This window comes from Leptotrichia wadei (genome assembly GCF_007990545.2).
GTDB lineage: Bacteria > Fusobacteriota > Fusobacteriia > Fusobacteriales > Leptotrichiaceae > Leptotrichia > Leptotrichia wadei.
The window spans coordinates 1,507,958-1,531,293 of sequence record NZ_AP019829.2 but is presented as its reverse complement, the minus strand read 5'-3'; the positions used below and the strand labels follow the sequence as shown (position 1 = coordinate 1,531,293).

20 protein-coding genes and 1 pseudogene are annotated in these 23,336 nt (G+C 27.6%); 10 read left to right on the top strand and 11 right to left on the bottom strand.

From position 1 onward, the window contains the following. Nucleotides 1-138 precede the first annotated feature (138 nt). The 3 genes from FVE73_RS07165 (at nt 139) to FVE73_RS07155 (ending at nt 2,741) form a co-directional block, all read left to right on the top strand. Complete coding sequence (locus FVE73_RS07165) at nt 139-969, top strand: tetratricopeptide repeat protein (RefSeq protein ID WP_018499111.1); 831 nt, start codon at nt 139-141, stop codon at nt 967-969. Between the two features lie 21 nt (nt 970-990). Further along, the gene (locus tag FVE73_RS07160; protein ID WP_018499112.1) at nt 991-1,944 is read left to right on the top strand and encodes a DUF4037 domain-containing protein; all 954 of its coding nucleotides are present in this window, start codon (nt 991-993) and stop codon (nt 1,942-1,944) included. 173 nt (nt 1,945-2,117) lie between these two features. Then, on the top strand, nt 2,118-2,741 hold the full coding sequence (locus tag FVE73_RS07155; RefSeq protein WP_018499113.1) for a DUF4125 family protein: 624 nt from the start codon (nt 2,118-2,120) through the stop codon (nt 2,739-2,741). Between the two features lie 334 nt (nt 2,742-3,075). Here the strand turns inward: FVE73_RS07155 and FVE73_RS07150 are convergent, their stop codons facing one another. Both FVE73_RS07150 and FVE73_RS07145 read right to left on the bottom strand, forming a co-directional pair. Continuing rightward, the gene (locus FVE73_RS07150; RefSeq protein WP_018499114.1) at nt 3,076-4,365 is read right to left on the bottom strand and encodes a hypothetical protein; all 1,290 of its coding nucleotides are present in this window, start codon (nt 4,363-4,365) and stop codon (nt 3,076-3,078) included. Between the two features lie 73 nt (nt 4,366-4,438). Next, nucleotides 4,439-4,930, bottom strand: coding sequence for a very short patch repair endonuclease (locus FVE73_RS07145; RefSeq protein WP_039782456.1), 492 nt, complete (start codon nt 4,928-4,930; stop codon nt 4,439-4,441). Nucleotides 4,931-5,075: 145 nt separating this feature from the next. Here FVE73_RS07145 and FVE73_RS11120 point away from each other — a divergent pair. Next, nucleotides 5,076-5,243: pseudogene (locus tag FVE73_RS11120) on the top strand (DNA cytosine methyltransferase); the annotation flags it as partial. A 19-nt stretch (nt 5,244-5,262) separates the two neighbouring features. On the opposite strand, the gene FVE73_RS07135 reads toward FVE73_RS11120, so the two are convergent. From FVE73_RS07135 to FVE73_RS07095, 9 genes are all read right to left on the bottom strand, one after another. Next, on the bottom strand, nt 5,263-6,069 hold the full coding sequence (locus FVE73_RS07135) for a tetratricopeptide repeat protein (RefSeq protein WP_018499116.1): 807 nt from the start codon (nt 6,067-6,069) through the stop codon (nt 5,263-5,265). A 260-nt stretch (nt 6,070-6,329) separates the two neighbouring features. Beyond that, nucleotides 6,330-7,772 (bottom strand): adenylosuccinate lyase, encoded by a 1,443-nt coding sequence (gene purB / locus FVE73_RS07130; RefSeq protein ID WP_018499117.1) that lies wholly within the window; start codon nt 7,770-7,772, stop codon nt 6,330-6,332. A 249-nt stretch (nt 7,773-8,021) separates the two neighbouring features. Next, the gene (locus FVE73_RS07125; protein ID WP_018499119.1) at nt 8,022-8,705 is read right to left on the bottom strand and encodes a tetratricopeptide repeat protein; all 684 of its coding nucleotides are present in this window, start codon (nt 8,703-8,705) and stop codon (nt 8,022-8,024) included. 41 nt (nt 8,706-8,746) lie between these two features. Continuing rightward, on the bottom strand, nt 8,747-9,223 hold the full coding sequence (locus FVE73_RS07120; RefSeq protein ID WP_018499120.1) for a hypothetical protein: 477 nt from the start codon (nt 9,221-9,223) through the stop codon (nt 8,747-8,749). Nucleotides 9,224-9,308: 85 nt separating this feature from the next. After that, nucleotides 9,309-10,607 (bottom strand): adenylosuccinate synthase, encoded by a 1,299-nt coding sequence (locus FVE73_RS07115; RefSeq protein ID WP_018499121.1) that lies wholly within the window; start codon nt 10,605-10,607, stop codon nt 9,309-9,311. A gap of 287 nt (nt 10,608-10,894) precedes the next feature. Continuing rightward, nucleotides 10,895-12,535: a Na/Pi cotransporter family protein gene (locus tag FVE73_RS07110; RefSeq protein WP_018499122.1), complete on the bottom strand. Its 1,641-nt coding sequence runs from the start codon at nt 12,533-12,535 to the stop codon at nt 10,895-10,897. A 167-nt stretch (nt 12,536-12,702) separates the two neighbouring features. Further along, nucleotides 12,703-13,521, bottom strand: a complete 819-nt coding sequence (locus tag FVE73_RS07105) for a hypothetical protein (protein WP_018499123.1) — start codon at nt 13,519-13,521, stop codon at nt 12,703-12,705. Between the two features lie 228 nt (nt 13,522-13,749). Further along, a complete protein-coding gene (locus tag FVE73_RS07100) occupies nt 13,750-14,397 on the bottom strand; it encodes an OmpA family protein (RefSeq protein WP_018499124.1) in 648 nt (215 codons plus the stop codon). A 572-nt stretch (nt 14,398-14,969) separates the two neighbouring features. Then, nucleotides 14,970-15,350, bottom strand: coding sequence for a hypothetical protein (locus tag FVE73_RS07095; protein WP_018499125.1), 381 nt, complete (start codon nt 15,348-15,350; stop codon nt 14,970-14,972). Between the two features lie 462 nt (nt 15,351-15,812). Between FVE73_RS07095 and FVE73_RS07090 the strand changes: the two genes are divergently transcribed. The 6 genes from FVE73_RS07090 to FVE73_RS07065 all read left to right on the top strand — a co-directional run bounded on the left by FVE73_RS07090 (nt 15,813) and on the right by FVE73_RS07065 (nt 23,309). Beyond that, nucleotides 15,813-16,790 (top strand): tRNA dihydrouridine synthase, encoded by a 978-nt coding sequence (locus tag FVE73_RS07090; protein ID WP_018499126.1) that lies wholly within the window; start codon nt 15,813-15,815, stop codon nt 16,788-16,790. Between the two features lie 280 nt (nt 16,791-17,070). After that, entirely contained in the window at nt 17,071-18,402 is a 1,332-nt protein-coding gene (locus FVE73_RS07085; RefSeq protein WP_018499127.1) for a hypothetical protein, read from the top strand. Nucleotides 18,403-18,616: 214 nt separating this feature from the next. Next, entirely contained in the window at nt 18,617-19,096 is a 480-nt protein-coding gene (locus FVE73_RS07080; RefSeq protein WP_018499128.1) for a YhcH/YjgK/YiaL family protein, read from the top strand. A gap of 112 nt (nt 19,097-19,208) precedes the next feature. Next, the gene (locus FVE73_RS07075; protein ID WP_018499129.1) at nt 19,209-20,171 is read left to right on the top strand and encodes a S66 peptidase family protein; all 963 of its coding nucleotides are present in this window, start codon (nt 19,209-19,211) and stop codon (nt 20,169-20,171) included. Nucleotides 20,172-20,559: 388 nt separating this feature from the next. Beyond that, nucleotides 20,560-21,837 carry a TolC family protein gene (locus FVE73_RS07070; protein ID WP_018499130.1) on the top strand — a complete coding sequence of 426 codons (1,278 nt, stop codon included), beginning with the start codon at nt 20,560-20,562 and terminating at the stop codon, nt 21,835-21,837. A 152-nt stretch (nt 21,838-21,989) separates the two neighbouring features. Next, complete coding sequence (locus FVE73_RS07065) at nt 21,990-23,309, top strand: efflux RND transporter periplasmic adaptor subunit (protein WP_018499131.1); 1,320 nt, start codon at nt 21,990-21,992, stop codon at nt 23,307-23,309. Nucleotides 23,310-23,336 lie beyond the last annotated feature (27 nt).

The window sequence follows — 23,336 nt, the reverse complement described above, 5'->3', positions numbered from 1 at the left end:
TTTATACAATAGATTCAAAAAATTATTTTTTATATTGTTGCAGAATATAATTTTGTATGGTAAAATTTTATTAAATAATAAATTTAAAAATGAAATATATTCAAATAAAAAAGAATTAGTGAAAGGAAGAAATCTAAAATGTTAAACGAATTTGAAAAGAAAATTAGAATAAATGAATTGACAAATTTGAGAAAAGAACTTATGCAGCAGGGAAATGTTGTGGAGGAAGTTAAAGTTTTAAAGGAATTAGCAGAACTTACGGAAAATGTTTTTGGGGATGAAAGTGACGAGAATATTAAAATTTTGAATGAAGTCGGGGGAACACTTAAATATGTCGGGGAGTTTGATACAGCCAAAGATGCTTTGCTGAAAGCACAAGGATTTATTGAGAAAAAGTATGGGAAAGACAGTATTCCATATGCGACTTGCAGCCTAAACTTGGCGGAAGTTTACAGATTTATGAAAAAATACGATAAAACAGAAGATATTTATCTTAATACGATGAAAATTTATGAAGCTAATAATCTTCAAAATGATTATGTCTATGCAAGTGTATGTAACAATTTGGCTTTATTTTATCAAGAACTTGGGCGATTTGAAGAAGCGATTGAGCTGCAGGAAAAAAGTCTGAAAGTACTGGAAAAAGTTGGAGAAAATCCTATTCAGTATGCAATTACGCTAAGTAATTTAGTACAGCCTTATTTAAAAGTAAAAAATATCGAAAAAGCTGAAGAATATTTACAAAAATCATTAAAATTAATTGAAAAGGAAGTTGGAAAATCTCACAATTTATATGCGGCAGTTTTGAATAATATGGCAACTTTTTATTTTGAAGAGAATGAATACGAAAAAGCATTGGAATTATTCGAGGAAAGTGCCGAAATCTGTGAAAAAACATTTGGAAAGGAAAGTAATAATTATAAAAATATTTTGGAAAATATTGAAATTGTAAAAGAAAAAATGGTTTAGATTTTTTTAGAAGGAGAAAAAATGGATTCAAATAAAATAAAAGGACTGGAACTTTCAAAAAAATATTTTGAAGAAATTTATCTGCCAGTTATAAAAAGTGAGTTTCCAGAAGTTTTTGAAAAAATGGCGGCTGGACTTGCTGGAGAAGGTTCTGAATGTTTTGGATTTGATGATGAGATTTCGCAGGATCATGATTTTGGACCATCTTGCTGTATTTGGCTAACTTCAGAAGATTATGAGAAATATGGGCTGAATTTGCAAAAAAGTCTTAATGAACTACCTAAAGAATTCTTGGGATTTAGGGCATTGAATGTGAGTGAATTTGGAGATGGACGACGTGGAGTTCTGAATATGGATGACTGGTTTTTTAAGTTTTTGGGGGATGTGAAGGCACCTGAAAATTTGTATGATTGGAGATTGATTCCAGAAGAATTGCTTGCAACGGCGGTTAATGGGGAAGTTTTTTTAGATAATTTGGGAAAATTTACAAAAATTAGAAGTGACTTGGAAAAATATTTTCCAGAAGATATACGGCTTAATAAAATAGCCACAAGATGTATGAAAATGGCACAATCTGGGCAGTATAACTATTTGCGGTGTATGAGAAGAAATGAGATTGTGGCGGCAAGGCTAGCAGAAACTGAGTTTATAAACGAGGCAATTCATATAATTTTTTTATTAAATAAAAAGTATAAGCTGTTTTATAAATGGATACCAAAAGCCTTGAAAAATTTGAAAATTTTAGGAGAAAAAACGTATTTTCTAATTGAGGAATTGGTAAAATTGCCAGTTGGTGCAGTAAACCGAAAATTTCAAATTATTGAAGAAATAAGTGCTAATGTGATTTTAGAATTGAAATATCAAAATATTGTTCCACGACAATTAACAAGTGATTTTTTACAGGATTACGGACCTTTTGTGCAAAATAAAATAGAAGACGAAAAGTTAAGAAACTGGAATCCTGCGATGGATTAATGTAAAAAATATTAGATCTATTCAATAACTACACAAATTTAGGATTTAATAAATAAAATATTCTGAAGCAAGAGGTCTTGACCCCTTGTAAAGACAAAAAAACTTAGTTTATCGAACATATATCTATTATATTTTATAAAATAATTATGGATTTAAAAATAGGAGAATCAAAAATGGAAATAGAAGTTAGTAAAAAAGAAAGTTTTATTAGACAAATTTTAAAAAGAGAATGGGAATTTTTTCAAAATGTGCATCATACAGAAGGAAGAGCAGAATGTCAAGATAATCCACAGGAATTTGAAATTATGAGAAGAAGCCAATGGGAAACATTGCCTGATGAAATCTTGGAAAGTTATCTGGAAGACTTGATTTTAGCAAAACACCGTGGCGAAAACATCGTTCAGGATAAATATGCCAGAATGATGAAATATAGTGCCCCAAAAGAATATGAAGTAATCAAAAACTATTTACCTGAAATTCCCCAAGAAAAAAAAGAATTAATCAAAAAAATAGTAAAAATTTACTTACATTGGGAAGAGGAAATAATAGAGAAATATCCAAAACTTACCGCAAAAGGTCGTCCTTTACACTCACAATACGATACTCCAAACTATACTTCAATTGAAACTTATTTAAAGGGAGAATTGTCTTCATATTCAATAAAAACTTTAAAATTATATTACGAATATATCCAAAACTGCGTTTCAAATAATATAAATTTAGCAGAAAATAATTTGGAAAATATTGTTCTAGAAAAAGGATACGAAACAATTGAAGAAGCAGAAGAAAGTTTGTAAAAAATAGTTAGTTTAAATTTTTTTGGATTAGTAAATTTGTCTTATTTAACAAGGGGCAAAAATCCCCTTGTTATGAAAATGAAATAGTATTTTTTTATTAAATTAATAATATTTTACTTTTCATTGTATAGTCTCCTTAAACTGTAATAACACTAACATCCATCTCGAATAGTTTCTTACGAATCTCAATATCTCTTTCTGCTTTTATAATTTAGCTTCATTTTGTAAAGTATTTAGTTTTTTAGCTTCTCTTTTTCCTTGAGTGGCATTAACCCCTCATTTTTTCTGATTCTGATTACTTGTATTTAATACTTTTTAAAATTTTATTTTTTATTTAAATATTTTTACACAACTTTTTATAGTCATTATTTATCCAGTTTCTATAATTTATCCAAATTGCATCATAAAGCGGTTCGCCTATCAATTTTTGAATATATAATTTCCCTTCTGGAAAATATTTTTTATTATGGACTTGTATCGTAGTAACAACCTGATAAATATCATCGTGCGGAATAGTTTTATAGTCTTTCGTTGACAGCAAAGGAAGTAAATAGCACTCATTATCAAAATCATACACCCAATCATCCATTAATCTGACATTATACCCGCAATGTATCATTTTATCAAACAAAACTTCAGCCATCGTAAAGGCAAAATCTCCCTCATGTCCTCTATCCATTTCCTTCAAATTACCAAAATTTTCTTCCAGTTTTTTCCAAGAAGGTTTTTCAACATATTTTAGCTTAATTTTAGGTAAAAATTCAAATTCCGTTATTTTTAACCACTCACTTTTCTCGAATTTATTGTCAAGTACGAAAAATGTTTGACTTTTACTATATTCATAATCCTTCCAGTTTTTCAGAATTTCTCTGTAATAAAGTTCAGTATTTCCTTCTGGATTTAATTCATTACCGTATAAACGATTACCATCTATACGGCAATCTACATAAAAATCACCTTTATCAAATTCTTCAAGATAGCTGCCATAATTATTATATGGATATTTTAAAAGAGAAATATCAATCTTAGAATCCTTTAATGAAATTTTTTCTTTAATAAGTGAAAATATATTTGATAAAAAATTTTCTTCCCTTTCTTTTTCTTGATATTTTTCTTCATCATAGTTATATATTGTTTTTACATTCCCAGAAACAATGATTTTTTTCTTTCCATTAATTTTTATTCTTCTCAAATCTGTTTTATCAGGATTTACTAATTTTAAATAATTCAGCCTGTCATAATTGAACCAATTTTCAAAAGCCTGTACTAAGGAATCTTTATAATTAAGGTTCATTTGAGATCCATTCCAATTTTTCATTCCTTCAGGAAAATATTTTTCGTGAAAAAGATGAATATTAATGCTCACTGACATTTTTTTATCAGTAGTTCCACCCCCGACAAATAAAGGTAATAAGTAATATCCAGTTTCAATCTCATAAATATACTGATATTCTCCTATTTCCTTCAATTTCACTTTTATTCCTTTTTCCGTCAAAAATTCAGAAAATACTTCTGCAATCTTCATTTTTTCTGGACTTTCATAATAATAATCCAAAAGCTGCTGTGTATCGTATTCTAATACACTAGGCAATTTGTTTTCAAACTCGCTTAAATTCTTATTCACAAAAAATTCCTCCTAGTTTTTGTCAAATTATTTCAAAGCCATTTCAGTACAAATTAATCAAATTTCAATTATTTTATTGCATGCTTTCTTCTGCAATCTCCATCTGCACTGAAATATCCTTTTCTTCATAATTAAAGACTCTTTCAATTCTATCCTTCAGAATTTTCAAATATTTTTCCTTGTATTTTTCATTTCGCTGCATTTTATTAATTTCACATTCCCAAATCGTAATGACACTAATATCCATCTCAAAAAGCTTCTCACGAACCTCAATATCCCTCTCTACATTTCTCCTAAACTTCTTTTCCCAATATTCAGCATGCGTCTTAGGAAAAGTTGCAATTTTACAATTTTTATGCCTATGCCAGAAGCATCCGTTCACAAATATCGCAGTATTATATTTCAAAATAAAAATATCAGGCGTTCCTGGAAGCTGTGAATAGTTTACTCTGTATCTATATCCCATTTTATAAAGCAATTTGCGGATATAGATTTCAGGTTTTGTATTTTTTGATTTTATTCTTGCCATGTTCTGGCTTCTTGTGAGAGGTTTTTTCTTTTTCATTTTTACTATAAGTACTTTCTTAGATATTTTAAATAATAGATTATGTAATAAATAATAACATGAAACTATTTTTCTGTAAAGAAGAATCATTTATCGGTTAATTTTATGAAAAAAACTACCTAGAGCATTTTTAAAGGAATTAGTAACCATTGATGATGAAAAAACTTTTAAAACTATTATTGAAAGTCTACAAAAATTAAAATATACTGTCTTTTATAAAATTTTAGATGCTCAAAATTTTGGTTTAACACAAAAGACAAGGGGATTCCCCCTTGTTAAAGAATATAAAAAATTGGCAAAATGTCGCAATTAATATTGCAATTTATAAAATATTATAATCCGTGTTCTTCCATTATCAATATAGTGTTGTATTCCGCCTCTGCTTCTCGTGAACCTTTATCCATCGCCATTTTATAATATTTTTTAGCATTCTTATAATCTTTTTCATCTCGATAAATTGCTCCCGTATTTATCATTGCATCTATTTTTCCTTTTTGAGCAAGTGGTATTAAATATTTTTTAGCTTGTGTAAATTTTCCTTGAACTTTATATAAGATACCTAAATTATATTTTGGATCATCATTATTACCTAATTCTATTGCTTTTAAAAAATATTTTTCTGCTTCATCGTATTTTTTTTGATAATAACAAGAAACCCCTAAATTATAAAAAACTTCACTTTCTTGATATTTTGCTTTTAATAATTTTTTATAAAGTTCATCTGCCTTCTGATAGTTTCCTTCCTGCCTGTAAATTATAGCCAATTGGAATATTGCATCATTTTGATTTTTCACAGCCAATTTTTCTAGATATAATTTTTCTTTAACAAAATCTTTTTGTCTATCGTAAAACATCGCTAGATTATACATCGCATCATCATACCCCATATCAGCAGCCATTTTATAATATTTTTCACCTTCCACTATTTTTCCTTGCTCCATATAAAGATAACCTAAATTATACATCGCATGAATATCTTTTTCCTTAGCCAATTCCAAATATATCTTTTCAGCTTTAACATATTCTTTCTGTTCCAAATATGATTTTGCCAATTTAAATTTCTCATTAGAATTTGGATTTGAAAAAGCATTAAGAGAGAGCATGAAGAGTGAAAAAATTAATAATATTTTACTTTTCATTACTTTACTCCTTTTTTATTAATATAATTAAATTGTGCCCAAAACTTTTAAAACACAAAAATTTAAGACATAATTTATACTAACCCCCATTTGAATAACGAATACATTATAAATCTTTTTACTTAGATTAAATCTAATATTTTTTTTTAAATAATTAAAATAAATATTCACTTTTTAAACGGGGAATAGTATTAATACAGTTTATAAATTAATAATCAAATTTTTATTCAAGAGATTAATTTTTTAGAAATTTTCCTAAATTAAACCCTTAATTCCTCTCTATCCTCCACAATCTCATCCTTATACTTATCTAAAATCGGATTAATCTCATTCTTCACAAAATCTTCAGTCTGCTGCCCAGCAAATCCAGTATAATTAGCAGAAACCAAGATTCCTTCCATATCTTCTGCTTTCAGACCTAATCTACCGTCTTTTATAATTCTGTCAATCAATCTGTTAGGCTTCCCATTCAATTTAATTTCCTTTGTTTCTTCCATCGAAAGTTCTCTTATGATTTCATGAACTTCCTGTCTATCCATTCCTTTTTTTACTGATTCCATAATGATGTTTTCAGTTGCCATAAAAGGTAACTCTCTTTGAATGTTTGTTTCAATTACTTTTGGATAAACAACAACTCCATCCATGATGTTAAGCCAAATAATCAAAATTGCGTCCACTGCTAAAAATGCTTGCGGAATTGAAAGTCTTTTACTTGCAGAATCGTCCAATGTTCTTTCAAACCATTGTGTTGCAAAAACTAATGCACCTGTTTGTGAGCTTGAAATTACATATTTTGCAAGTGATGAAATTCTTTCACTTCTCATTGGATTTCTCTTGTATGCCATCGCACTTGACCCAATTTGATTTTTTTCAAATGGCTCTTCTAATTCCTTCAAATGTTGAAGCAATCTAAAATCGTTCGTAAATTTATGAGAAGATTGAGCAATATTTGACAATAAATTCAAGATTTGCGCATCTACTTTTCTATCGTAAGTCTGTCCTGAAACACCTTGTTTTTTGCTAAATCCAGCTTTTTCAGTAACCAATTCATCCAATTGTTTTACTTTTTCAAAATCTCCTTCAAACAATTCTTTAAAACTAGCCTGTGTACCAGTAGTTCCTTTAACTCCTCTAAATCTCAAGTTTTCTAATCTAAATTCCAATTCCTCAAAATCAAGAAGTAACGAATGAAGCCACAATGTCGCTCTTTTTCCAACAGTAGTAAGCTGTGCCGCTTGGAAATGAGTAAATCCTAAAGTCGGCAAGTCTTTATATTCCAATGCAAAATCTCTCATTTTTTCAATCAAAGTAAGCATTCTTCTTTTAACAACCAAAAGCCCTTCCTTAATTTGAATCAAATCAGTATTATCCCCAACATATGCACTTGTCGCTCCCAAATGAATAATTTTTCTTGCATTTTTCGCCTGTTCTCCATAAGTATGCACATGAGCCATCACATCGTGTCTTAACTTTTTCTCAAATTTTGCTGCAACTTCAAAATCCACATCATCTTTATATTTTTTAAGTTCCTCAATTTGTTCATCAGTAATAAAATCAAGCCCAAGCTCTTTTTCAGCCTCAGCCAAATTTATCCACAATTTTCTCCAAGTTCTAAACTTAAACTCAGGTGAAAAAATGTGCAACATCTCCTTACTAGAATATCTTTCCGCCAACGGATTTGAATATATGCTCATATCTGTCATTTTTAATTCCTCCTAATTATTTTTTATTTTTTGTAAATTTATACTCTGAATCTAAATTCCAGTTAAATTCAATCCCTAATTTTTCTCAATCATACTTTTTATTTTTTATTTGTGAATTTTCACGATAACAATTTTTACAACATGTTATTATTTGAGCTTTGGAAGAATATGATAAAATAGTCAAAATCCCAAATAATATAATTAACATTTTATTCATAATTCTCCTTCATATACACAAATTTTACTTTTTTAATCAACTTTGACAACTTTAAAAATTTTTAACTTTTCTAATTCTTTCAAATACTTATCAGAAAGTTTTTCATCTTTTTTCCTGATTTGCATCGTTGCACTCACTAATGTTTTTATTATTACCTCATCTTTTGAAATAACATTTTTATAATTTTCGTCTTTGATTGTTTCTAAAAATATATTTAATATTTCTTCATATTTTTCTTGTGAGTATCCTGATAAAAAAATTCTTTCTGCTAAATTTCTTCTTCTATAATCTTCCATTTCATCTTTTGGAATGAACGGTAATTCTTTTTTCTGCTTAATATCCATTTCTATCGCTTTTTTCCCATACTCAAATGAATTTTTAAAATCCTTTTTGTAAAAATACGCAGATGAAATTCCATAATAAGCCCAATAATTAGTACTTACATTTTTTAAATTACTCTTTAAAATTCTATTATACAGCTCTATTGCTTCATCATATTTTGAATTTTTTAAATAAATCATACCGATATTAAGATATTCTGCCATATATTTGTCAGATAATTTTTTCGTAGAAGAAAATTCATTTACTGCCTTTTTATATCCTTCAATAAATTCATTATCTACTTTAAGTTGCTTCAAATTTTTTATTTCACTATTAATATCTGCAAATACATTTATTGAAATTAAAAATACGATTGAAATTAAAACTTTTTTCATTTCTCATTCCTTTCTTAGCAAAAGATTATAAAATTAAAAAACTAATTATCCCAAATGTAAATTGCCCCATCCTTAAAGTAAATCTTTTTTACTTCATCTTTATTTACACTAAAACTAAAATTAAATGGTTTATACTTAATTCCTTCATTATTTTCATAAAACCCTGTTACAACTATTTCTTCATCACTATTAACAAAATTTTCCATCATTGCAGTGGAAATTGTTTTATTTATAATAATTTTTGGATTTTTTCCATTTACTTGAAAGTCTTTTTCTGTATAAACTTTTTTATTATTTCCAGTTGCCTTAAAATTTTCATATTCCAATTCTATTTTATTTTTATCGGTTTTTGACAATTTAGTACCTTTTAATTTTAACGTAATTGTATCAAAAGATAAATTTTGTGCAACATTTTCTTTTAAAGATTGTTTAACTTTATATTTCCCAACATTTTGTGCTTTAGCTGAAAATGAAATTGCTCCTATAACTAACATCAATACTAATAATAATTTTTTCATTAATCATTCCTTTTTTTAAAGTTAATTTCAAAAAATATCTTTTATTCTCTTATATTTTTATAGATTTCAATTAATTCAAAAATTTCTATTTTACAAATTCTCCTAAATCATATCTGTAAATATTCTGACTTCTTTCAGGTCCAACTGAAATCATTGAAACACGGCATTTCAATTTATTTTCAATATATTCAATATATTTTTTACAATTTTCAGGCAAGTCTTCGTAATTTTTTATTTGAGTAATATCTTCATTCCATCCATCCAATTCTTCGTAAATTACTTTCAAGTCTTTAGATTTTCTCAAGTTTCCAGGATATGAGTAACAAACTTTTCCATCAATTTCATAACCAACTGCAACTTTAATTTTTTCAAATCCAGTCAATACATCTAATTTTGTCAATACAATGTCTGTCAAGCCGTCAATTAACACTGCATATTTCCCAATTACCAAGTCAAGCCATCCACATCTTCTTGGACGCCCAGTTGTCGCACCAAATTCATGTCCAACTTTTCTCAAAGTTTCTCCATCCTTATTTTCCAATTCTGTCGGGAAAGGCCCTTCTCCAACTCTTGTTGTGTAAGCTTTCATAACTCCAAGCACTCTTGAGATTTTTGTTGGAGCGACTCCTGTTCCGACTGTTACTCCTCCAGATGTTGGCGATGACGAAGTTACGTAAGGGTAAGTTCCATAATCAATATCAAGCATTAACGCTTGTGCACCTTCAAAAAGTACAACTTTTCCTTCTTCAATCCCTTCATTAATTTCCACAACCGCATCAATTATTCTAAATTTAATCTTTTCAGCAAGTTTCATAAATTTATCATAAAGTTCTTCCAAATTGAAAGTTCCTTTACCATATCTAACTAACATATCATTTTTTTCATTTACATTCCAAGTAAGTTTATCTCTAAATCTTTCTGGCTCCAATAAATCTCCAATTCTAATTCCATTTCTAGCAATTTTATCGATGTAGCAAGGTCCAATCCCTCTTTGAGTAGTACCAATTTTGTTTTTACCCATTGCTTCTTCTTTCGCCTTATCAATTTCAATATGATAAGGCATAATTACATGAGCTCTTTCATCAATAAATAAATTATCTAATTTTTTCCCTCTTTTTTCCAATTCATCTATTTCTTGCAGCAAAACTTCAATATCCACTACAACTCCAGCTCCAATTATACATTTTCCAGCTGAATTTATTATTCCTGATGGCAACAAATGTAAAATGAATTTCTCGTCATTTACAACAACTGTATGTCCAGCATTGTTTCCACCTTGAAACCTAACTACATAATCTGCTTTTGGAGATAAAACATCAATTATTTTACCTTTTCCTTCATCTCCCCATTGTGTTCCCACAATTACAAAAGTATTATTTTCCATAATTCATTCCTCCTAAATTTTTAGAATTTTCTTACTTTTTTTTATTGAAATGTAAAAAATCAAAAAAATTTATATGTTTTTATTTAAATTAAAATTTTTATCTTTTTACTATTTATTTTACTATATTTATTAGTTTTTTTCAATATTGTCTTTTCTTTATTTCTAAAATAAGAAACTTTCCCTATCAAATTATTTTATTAACTAATACAATAATATTTAAAACTTTGGTATTTTCCAAAATAAAATAGGCTATATCAGCCCATTTTCATAATTTTTTTTAAAATTTATTATTTAACAGTTTTATTTTCAATCATTTTTTCAACTAAGTTTCTGGCATGATCTCCAATTCTTGTAAAATGAGATACAACATCTATATAGTAAAGTCCAGCTTTTACATCACATTCTTGCTTGCTCACACGTTTTATATGAGCCTTTCTTACTTCTTTTTCTTTTGCATAAAGTTTATTATGCAAATCAACTACTGTAAAGGCTTTTTCTGTATCATCGTTTTTAAGTGCTGCTTCAGCTGTTTCTATTATTTCTTTTGAAATTAAAAATAATTTTTGCACTTCTTTATGAGCTGTTTCAGTAAATACCAGTTTTTTCTTAATTTCATATCTGACATCTCTTACAATTCCAATCGCATGATCTCCAATACGTTCCACATCACGGCACATATCTAGATACATGCTAATTTCTTCTCCATCTTTTTCAGTTATATGTTCCTGTGACAATGTTGTCAAATATTTTGTAATTTCCTGATCAATATTATTTATTGCTTCTTCTGTTTTTTCCACCTTTTCAGCAACTTTTTCATTATGTTCATGGAAAAAATCAATTGATCTGCTAAGATTTTTTACTGCAATTGAAATCATTGATAACATTTCTTGTTTTACTTGACCCAATGCAATCGCTGGTGTATGAATTAGCGCCGCATCCAAAAATCGTGGTTGATGTTCTACAACATCCTCATCTTTTTCTTTAATCAATTTTACGACAATATATTCTAGAACACCAATAAATGGAAATAACAGAACTGTTGTTATGATATTAAATGAACCATGTGCAAATGCTATTGTAACCTTCGGATTCAAATGAAGAATTTTTGACATTGTTTCTACAAAAATTGAAAATGGCGATAACATAATCATAAAAAATACTGTTCCAATGACGTTAAACATTGTATGTGACAATGCAAGCCTCTTTGCTGAAGTATTAGCTCCAATTACTGCGATTATAGCTGTTATTGTTGTTCCAATATTATCACCAAAAAGAACAGGCAGTGCAGCTTTTAATGTTATAAGATGCTCTTGATAGACATTCTGCAGAATACTAATTGTAGCACTCGAAGCCTGAACAAGCATTGTAATCATTGTTCCAATAAATACCCCTAAAACTGGACTATGACTAAGTTTTATTGTCAATTCTGTAAATGCTGGCAAATGTTTAAGCGGTTCCATTGCTTTAGACATCAAAGTCAATGCAAAGAATATTCCCCCAAACCCAAATAAAATCCTACCTAAATTATTTATAAAATTATTTTTTATAAAAAATAGACATGCCGCTCCTAAAAATAATATTGGCAATGCATATTCGGTAATATTAAATCCAATAATAAATGTTGTAATTGTCGTACCAATATTGGCACCCATAATAATTCCGATAGCTTGCCGCAAAGTTAAAAGACCTGCTCCAACTAATCCAATTGTAATAACTGATGTACCTGAACTTGATTGTATTAACGCTGTTACAAGTATTCCAACTAGAACCCCTAAAAACGGTGAAGTCGTATATTTATCCAAAATATATCTAAGCCTGTCTCCTGCCGCCATTTGCAGCCCATCTCCCATATATTTTATACAGAATAGAAATAATCCTAATCCACCTAAAAATCCAAATGCCATTTGCTGATAATTAATCGCATTCATCAAATCAATCCTCTCTTTATTTTTATTTTTTTATTTTAGTTTTAAAAATTCTATCACGTTGTATTTATACCATATTTTTTTTCAATTTTCTACTTTTTTTTACTAGAATTTCAAATAAAAAATAGTATGTAATTCAAAATTTATAAAATTTATTTGATAAATTTTATTTAAATAATTTGATATTTTTCTACATACTTTAATTTATGATTTATCCAATATTCCAGCTGATTTTGAGCCTGATTTATTTTGAATTCAACATTGTATTTTGCCATTTCAACAAACAAAGAATTATCTTTTTGATAAATTGACATATAATGTTTTCCTTTTTTATCTACAACTTCAATTTTTCCATTTTCTATTGAAAAAGTATATTGAATACTCCTATAATCACGATTTGGACTCCATACAAGATTTTTATCATTATTTATTTTTATATAAAATGCTGAATTTGTCGGAATAAACGCTAAATTCAGCCAATTTAATCCTTTACTGTCAATCCCACCAGAAATTCCTTTATTTCCATAAGCAGTTATTTTATATTCGCCCGCACCGACATTTTTCACACCTGCAAATACCATTCCCATTGATTTCATTTCAGCCTTTTCAGAATCTGTATTTTCTGTATAATTAGAAAAAAAATCATTTGGCGAATATTTTATAATTTTTGACTCATTTGTTATTTTTCCCTTTTTATTTATTTTTATAATTTTAAAATCTTTTTTCAAAGTGTCAGACAAAAATTCATAAACATTGACTGCTGCATATCTTGAAGGCATAAAAGCCAAATAATTTCCAACATTCAGCTGAACAGTATATTTATTTCCATTTCCTGAAATTATCTCATAACTGATATAATCTGGATTATTTGACATTCTGGCTGAAAACTTTTCAAAATTATTAAAATTCTCCTTATTTCCAGCATTTAAAGCAAAACTAAATAAAAATCCCATTAATATTATAAATTTTGATAATATGCCTTTTCTCATAAAAACCTCCTGAATAGAAATTTATCTTATACTAAATTCCGTTTAAAAATAGAAGTTATATTTCATTATTTACTAACAAGGAATTATGTAACCAGTTTACTGTTTAAATAGAAAATAGTATAAATTCATCATTTAAAGAAAATAAGTTAAGTAAAAATATAGTTAGAACTAGAAAAAAAAGGAGTTAATTCAAAACTCAATTTGAAAAAACTCCTAAAAATTTTTCAATTATTTTTGATTTGCAATTATAGCAATTTCAACTCTTCTATTTTGAGCTCTCCCAGCTTCTGTCGCATTACTTGCAATTGGCTGTTTGCTTCCATAACCACGTGAAGTTATTCTTGAAGCTAAAATCCCTTGTGATTCAAGATAAGATGCTACTGAACTTGCACGATTTACAGAAAGTGGATTGTTAATTGTATCATTTCCTGTTGTATCAGTATGTCCTGAAACTACAATTGTTGAATCAGGATAAGTGTTTAACACAGTTGCCACCGAATCCAATGTATTTCTAAATTGTGGTTTAACTACGTAGCTGTTTGTGTCAAAAGTAATGTTTTCAGGTGCTGTCAATTTGATTTCACCTTCACCAGTTCTTTTTACATCTACACCAGTACCTTTTAATTTATCTCTTAATTCCTTTTCTTGTCTGTCAAAAATATTTCCAATAGCCGCACCAATGGCAGCTCCTCCAGCTGTACCAATCAATGTACCTTTTGTATCTTTCCCAATAGCTTGTCCAATAGCAGCTCCTGCAGCCGCACCAATTCCTGCACCAATTCCAGTTTTACTAACTTTTCTAGTTCCATCAGTAGCAGTTGTACAAGAAACCAATGCTAATAATGATAACATAGTAATTGCCAATACTTTTTTCATTTCGACTCCTCCTTAAAATTTACCTTTTTACATTTTAATAAATTATACAATATTTTTATATTATTTTAATTTTTTTTGGCTTTGAAAATGTTTTGTTATAAAGAAATAAATATTTTAAAAAAAACAGAGGTAAAGTAATATACAATATATATATTATTAATATATTTTATAAATGATTAAAATTAAAAGCAATAAAAAAAACGAATATTTCCACACTGATTTATTAATTTTTTATTTAAAATTAAATTAAATTAAATCATCCTAACCTTCATCATCATTGTTTGAATTTTGTACTTTTCTTTTTCTTATTTTTAGCTATACGATATTTGAGCATGAATAAGTATTTTTTCACGATATTTATTTTTATATCTTTGAGTTACTGAATCATTATTGTATATCCATTGATTTCTGGAAGTATCTTCACCATGATTATAATTATAATCAGAACTATAATCTACATTTTCTCCATGTGCTTTCTAATTATTTTCCACAAACAAGAGGATCTTGACCTCTCGAATAGATAAAAAACTTAGATTACCGAATATATCTATTATTAATTATATCCTATGAAACTAATCTTCATAATAATCATCGTAAGAATCTCCAGTATCATAACCATCATCGTCATAATTATATTCATCATTATTTTCATCATAGTAGTCTTCATTATCATCGTAATTGTCGTTATCATAATAAGAATCGCTGTTATCGTAGCTATCGTCTTCATCATTATCATAGTAATCATCATCGTTGTCATAATCGTTATAATAAATATTGGAATAATTTTGGGTGTAATTATTACTGCTGGTATGATTATTTTGGGAATGATCTTTTTTTAAGGATTTTTTTACTCCGTTTACAATTTTATCTCTATATTTTGCCCATCCAGCATTTGTATTTATTGATATTAATACTAATATTCCCAACATAAAAATTTTATTTTTTATTTTCATACTTTTCTCCTTTTAGAATAGATTTTAGTTATTTGTAAAAGTCTAAAAATTCCAATAGACACAGTATTTTTAAATTTTTAACTTTATTATTTTCCTCTGCTCTCTAACAAGGGATCTTGCCCCTCTTTGAGATAAATACTGTTCTTAGTTCGTTTGCTTTTGCAATTGTCCATAATAAGTTGAGAAGATTTTGAATTATATTAAAAAATAATTTTATTTTGTTATAAGTATACTATAAATTTTTTCGAAGTCAATGATCAGTATTGCAAAATTGTAAAATTAATTTGATTTTTGAAGGATTTGACTATATAATAGAAAGCGAATGAATAATTGTAAAAGTAAAAAATAATGGAAATAAAATTTTATAAAAAATAAGAATTTTAGACAAAATTAAATTATTAGATTTTATAGACTTTCACAAATGGATAAATGACTGGAAGAGAATAAATTTTAGGAGAGATTATGAAAATATATACTGCTCCGATGGCGGGCATTACTGATTATTCTTTTAGAAAAATACTTAAAAAATTTGAGCCTGATTTTATGTTTACTGAAATGGTGAATTCTAATTTATTGAATCGAGAAGATGGGACTACTATAAATGAGCTTTTGAAATATGATGATAAAGAAAAAACGGGGACTCAAATTTTTGGTGGGGATAGAAATGAGCTGGTTTCTGGAATTTTTAAATTAAAAGATTTTGGATTTAGGAAAATTAATATAAATATGGGGTGTCCACAGCCTAAGATTATAAAAAATGGGGCAGGGTCGGCACTTTTAGAAAATTTTGAGCTAGTTGAGAAAGTGCTTTTGGAAACAAAGGATATTGAGGCTGATATTTCTTTAAAAATCCGTGTTGGATATAAGGAGTTTCAAAATCCTGATATTTTTTTGAAATTGGCAAATAAATATAATCTTGATTTTATCTGCGTTCACGGACGGACTCAAGAACAGATGTATTCTGGAACTGCAAATTGGGAAATTGTAGAAAGATTAAGCAAGATGCCAAGAAATATAGATTTTTTTGGAAACGGAGACTTATTTGATCCTTTTGAAATAAAACAGAAAATATCTTTTTGCAATCTTGATGGAATAATGCTTTCACGTGGAATAATTGGAAATCCTTGGCTAATCTTACAAACAAGGGAATTCCTAAAATCTGGGAAAATAAATACAATTCAGACTTTTGATGAAACAAAATCAATTGTTTTGGAACATTTGGAAAATATTGAGGAAAATAAGGGAAAAATAAAGGCTGTGCTGGAAATAAATAAGTTTTTGCGACCATATTTTAAGAAATTTTGGGAGAAAAATTTGAATAAAAATAGCGAAATTGTTACAGTTGAGGATTTTTATGATGAAAATTTGAAAGGTAAAATTGATAAAATTATTTTGGAAAAAGAGATTCTGGAAAAAATAAAAATGATAAAACAGCTGTAATTTTAAAGATACTGAATTAATTAGACTTGTTCGATAACTATATAAACTCAGAATACAATTAAATAATTATTCTAAAGCAAGGGGTCTTGATGCCTTTTAGAGAGGTTATCGAACATATCTATTGAGTTTTATCGACTTTTACAAATATATTCAAACCCATTCAAAATCAAACTATTAAAAATCATATAAATTTAGGGTTTTAGTAAATATAGCTATAGCTTTGAGTTCAGTTTTAAATCAGTTTTGCTAGAGTTAAAAGTAATTGAAGAAAGGGATAAAAATGGCAAGAAATAATGAAAAAATTTCATTACTGATAAAAAAATTGAAGTCTATAAATGAAAATATTTTTTTTGATTTGTTAATTGATAATCTCAATAATGAGGTGTTGGAAAAGAAATTTGGAAAACCGTTTAATAAGAATTCGATTTTTTTTGAAAGGGAAATTGAAATTGTTAAAAAAATTGATGAATCGAATAAAGAATTTTTGAGAAAATTAATAGATATAAATAATTCTTATATTGAGAAGAAATATTTAAATGCAAAGAAAAATCTAAATTTGGTAAAAGAAGACTGCTTAAAAGAGTTTGAGAGAGATAAAATTTTAAGGGTAAATGGAAGGGGCTTGAATCCAGAGCAAATGATAATGTATGTTTTGAGTACAGATAATCTAGTTGAACTTTTGGATTTTTTTAAGGAAGAATATTTTAAATATATTGAGAAATTGGAAGAGAATAAGCGAAAAATATTGGAAAAAGAATTATTTTTGAAAGAGGTTGTGGAAGAATTGGAAAATCAGGATTTGGAGAAGGAATTTCAAGAGTGTTTAGATACAAAATATAAAAATGTTAAAAAGAGAAATTTGGAAAAATTATCGAAAAAATATAACTTGGAATTTAATGAAAAACAGAGAAATTTTAATGTTTCAGCAGAGTTTATTAGTTTTTTTGATGAGAAAATGAAGGAATATTTTTTGATGCGAGAAAATTTTAAAAGGGGATTTGAATTTTTTAATATAAATTCGTATAAGGTTAGTGAAAAAGAAAGAGATTTAGAAGAGATTATTACTGAAATTGAGGGAATTGAGCAGGAAAATAAATTTTTAAATTCTGGTTATGACAAACTCGAGAAAGAAAATAAAAAGTTGAAGGAAGATTTGAGAAAACATAGGAATAAAGAGGCTGAAAAAACAATTGAAAAGCAGAAAAAAGAAATTGAAAAGTTGAATATTCAAATAAAAGAACTTCAAAAAGAAATTGAAAATATAGAACAAGATGAAAATGTCAAAGTAGTAGAAAATGTGAATATAAAAGAATTGCCAGAAGGAAAAGCAATAGATTTGACAAATCAGAATGTGAAAGTAGTAGGTGGAAGATGGAGTCAGAAGGTTATTGAAAAGGCTGAAAAATATGCAAAGGAAAAAGGCTTTAAGATAGAATTTATCCATGCCACCTCCGTTTTCAGAAACTCAGATAAATTAAAAAATTCAGATATTATAATTTTCGATACATCATACAATTCTCACTCGGCATACTACAAATTAAAAAGCTATGGATTGAAAATATACAGAATTTCAACTTCAAATTTAGATAGAATTAAAAATCTTTCTAAATAATTTTTTATAATTTTATTGTTTTACAGGAAAATAGTGCTATATTTATTGGAATTTTTAAATTTTTACAAATACTTGTTCGATAATCATAAAAATTTAGAATTTAATAAAATAAATATCTTAAAGCAGGGGTCTTGACCCCTTGTAAAGATAAAAAATCTTAGGTTATTGAAAATATCTAATGATTAAAAAAAAATGAAGAAAAGGAGAAAATAAAATGATTTTTACAAATATAAATGATAAACTACAAAATAGCAGTTTAACAAAGGATATTCAATTTTGTATTGATTATGCTGTAAAAAATAGAAATAAGATTTTATTGCTTGAAAATGGAAGCTATGATGTTGATTACAATGGAATTAAGATGAATGTAGGGAAATATTTTACGAAAAGGGAAGAAGAAAAATTTTGGGAAAGTCATAAAAAATATTTGGATGTACAAATTATGATTGATGGAAGTGAAAGAGTTGCGATTAATGATATTCGGAATATGAGGGAAAAAAGTTTTGATTCTGAAAGAGATTTGGTTATTTTAGATGGAGATAAGATGTTTGATGTAATTATTGAAAATGGAGATGTGCTTGTGTTTTTTCCAAATGATGTTCATAAGCCTGAACTTGATATTTTGGATTTTGGAAATGAAAATGAAAAGAAAATTGTTACAAAAGTTGTTTTTAAAATTGAGATTGGAAAGTAATTTTATTAGGTAATTATAAAAAATATAGAAAAAAACTCTGTATTAGGAAGTATAATAAAAGTTTTAAATTAACTTTATTCAATATAAATATAATTTGATAAGGAGTGTGAAGATGAATTTTCCAGAACCATTGAAACATGGGGATAAAGTATTTTTAGTTTGTACTTCTTCACCTATTTTGGAGGAAGATATTGAGAAATGTAAGGAAGTTGTGAAAAAACTGGGATTTGAACCTGTGTTAGGGGAGAGCCTTTTTGAGGATATTGGGGGATATATAGCGGGAACACCTGAAATTAGAGTAAAGGATTTGCATAGAGCTTTTGCTGATGATGAGGTTAAGGGGATTTTTTGTGTGAAGGGTGGATTTAGTGCTTCACAGCTTTTGGATAAGTTGGATTATGAATTGATAAGGAGTAATCCGAAGGTTTTTGTGGGATATAGTGATGTTACTAATTTAAATATTGTTTTTAATCAGAAGTGTAATTTAGGAACTTTTCATGGACCGATGGTGAAATCGAATATGTTTAGTGATTTTAATGATTTTACAAAAAAATCTTTTTTGGATGTTTTAAATAAGAAAAAAGGTGAAAGATGGAAATTTAAAAATCCGATGGATGTGAAAAGTGGAATGGAAAAGGAAATTTCACTTTTGTATAAAAAGAATTTTGAAAATAAAAAAATAAATGGTGAAATAATTGGAGGAAATTTATCAATAATTGTTACAACTTTGGGAACCGATTATGAAATTGATACGAAGGGGAAAATATTTTTTATTGAGGAAATTGAGGAGGAAATAAGCAGGATTGATAGAATGATGACTCATTTGAAGTATGCTGGAAAATTTGATGATTGTAATGGGATTTTATTTGGGAATTTTGCAGGATGTGAGAATACTTATGGGGAAAATTATGAGCTGATGGATCTTTTGAAGAATTTTTTTAAAGATTACGAAAAACCTGTAATTTATGGACTTGAAAGTGGACATGAAAAGCCTGACTTGGCAACAATACCGCTTGGAGCGAAATGTATTGTAGAAATTACAGAAGATAAAAATGAAATTTATTTTGAAAAATAATATTTTTAAATGAATAATTGCTATTGTGAAGTATAGCAATTATTTTTTTGTTTTAATTTTATTTTTATGATATAATTCTTTATGTTTGTTAAAGAAAAAATAAATAAGATATCAAATATATCTGGTATAATACTAAATCTCATTTCAAAATGAAAATTCTGTTTTACTTATTGGGAACAAAATAAGTCATAACAGATATACTGTTTAAATGTAGTATAATATAAAATAAGAATTAAATAAAGTTATAATTTTGTTAAAAAAAATGATATTCTAGGAAATAAATGTTATAATTCGTTTTAGTATTATTCCCTGTTTAAATGTAGATTTACTTTAAATTACAAATAATTGCAAAAAATTTAAATAGAAGGATTTACAGAAAGGAGACTGAATGATTAAAAGGTTTTTTAGTTTTAAAAGTAAAAAAGTAATGGTTTTTCCAATGATGATGGTATTTGGAGCAACTAGTTATGGGACTAATGTGGATGATTTAATTTCTCAGTATGAAAAAAATTCTTATACAACTAAAATTAATGAGAAAAATATGAAAAAGTTTGATATAAAGGATAAGGTGCTGAAAAATGGTGATTGGAATGAGGTTACTGTAAATTCAGATAATAATTATACATTACATGGTGAAGCGAATGGACTTACTATGGAAAATAATGTAAAATATGGAGTTTTTTATTATCGAAATGGATATAATTTTAGAAGTAAAGAAGTTACCCAAAATAAAATTGGAGTTTCAAAAACTTTGAATGATTATTTTGGATATAGCGATAATAATTATAATAAAAAAACAAATCAAATTTCACGAAATATACAGAAAATTACTAATGAAACTACTAAAAATTCAGAAATTAGGGATTTAATTGACTTGTATAAGAATTATAAGAATAAGGAAAAGGAAATTGAGCAGGAAGCACTTACGATGGAAGATACGAAAAAGGATTATGTAATTCAGGAAAAAAAATACGAAGTTGGAACGGCATCAAAATACGACTATGAATTGGCAAAAAATGAATATGAAAATTCTCAATTAAAATATGAGAATCTTGGACGGGAATTACAGATTTTGAGAGAGCAGTTTACGATTTATAATATAAAATTACCTGAAAAGGGAAAACTTGATGATTTGAAGAAGGTTGAGCTGAAAAAGGATGACTTTTATGGACTTAGGTTATCGGAGGCTGAAACGATTGAATTGAATACACAGTTAAATGCAGAACAGTTAAAGAAAGAAATAATAGATTATAAATATCCCAAATTGACAGGTGATATTGGTTATTCATTAAAAAATCATTCGGTTGTTGCGGGACTTTCTGTTTCAAAGTCTTTCAAGAGATATAATGATACGGTGGAGGATTTAAAAAATGAAGCAGATAAGTTAAAATTACAATATGAGCAGAAAAAAAACGAATTAATATCAAATGTTGGACAGCAGATGATAACCTATACGACTTATCAGACAAATGAATTGACAGCTGAAAATACGATGAATATAAAAAAAAGGGAATATGAAATTTATGCAAAAAAATATGAACTAGGAGTTGACACGTATTCAAATTATGTGGAAAAACGAAATAATTATAAAAAGGCTGTAATGGATTATGAAACTGCCAAAAATGAATTGGCGGCATTTACCAAAAAAATAAAATATTATAAATAATATTATATTTAAATTTTATAAAAAAATTAAAAATTATATTTTAGTTATTTAACGACAAAAAGTTTGGAGACTTTATGAAGAAGAATTTATAATAAGTTTACTTTTAAATAAAGAATAGCATAAAAAGAGAAAAAATAAAAAGAGGTGATTTTGTGAAGAAAAATTATATTTTAAAAGATAAAAAAAATATTGCAAAAATATTTTTGATTTTTGTTGTTTTATTATTTTGTCTAATCAGCTGTGGAAAAAAGGAAGAAGGAATAGAATATGAAGTAACAAAAGTTGGTATGGGAGATATTTCATTATCAGTTTCAAAGACAGGACAAGTTGTATCGGATAATGTAGTGTCAGTTTATACGAGTTCCAGCCAAAGAGTAAAAGATGTATTTTTTAAAACGGGTGATAATGTAAAAAAGGGAGATGTAGTTGTTACATTTTATCCAGCTGATAAAAATGAAACTTTAAGAAAAATACAGATGAAAAATTTGGAAATTCAAAAATATGAAAGAAATTTAGCTAGTGCTCAAAGTTCCCTTAGAAGAAAAAAAGAAACTAAAAGTTTGGAAATTCAACAAAAGTCACGAGATTTGCATAACGCTGAAGAGCTTTACAAAGTTGGAGGGGAAACTAGGGTTAATGTGGATGATGCAAGAAAAGCATTAAGAACTTCTAGGCTAGAATCAGACACCGTTGATAGCGAAGAAAGAACTAACATAGAAGACGCAAGGACAGCGTTAAAGACTGCAAGATTAGAATTGGCGACATTACAGGAGGATATGACGCTTATAAAAAATGAAATAACAAGTCCAGTAGATGGAGTTATTACAGAAATGACCGCCGATGAAAACTATAAAGTAAATACAGAATCAACTTTATTTAAAGTATCAGATTCTAAAAATATGAAAGTTGAAGTGAGTCTTTCTGACACGCAGGTAAAGAATATAGAAGTAGGGCAAAGAGTGGAAATCACATCGGATGCACTGCCTAAGGGAGAAAAAGTGGAAGGATATGTGTCACAAATTGCGGGAGTGGCAAAGAAAAGTGAGAATTTAGATGAAAGTGACACGACTGTTACTATAAAAATGAATGATACTAAAAATTTAAGACCAGGAACTACAATAAGTGCCACAATTTTTTATGAAGAGAAAAGAAATGTTGTAAAAGTTCCATATAGTGCAGTAATGAATGAAAATGGAAAATACTTCGTATTTACAGTTGGGAAAGATAAAAAAATTACAAAAAAAGAAGTAAAAGTAGGAGTTAGTGATGAAAGCAACTATGAAATAACTTCAGGTTTAAACATGGGAGAAAGTATAATTTCTGTTGTTGATGAAACACTGAAGGATGGTCAAAAGATAAAAATTGCAGATCCTAAAAAGCCTAAAAAAGATAATAAAAAAATAATAAAATCACAAGATGTAGAGAGTGTACCAGCAGGCGAGGCAGCACCAGGAGGTCCTGAACCTATGTAAAATTGTGTGAAAAATTTAAAATTTGAT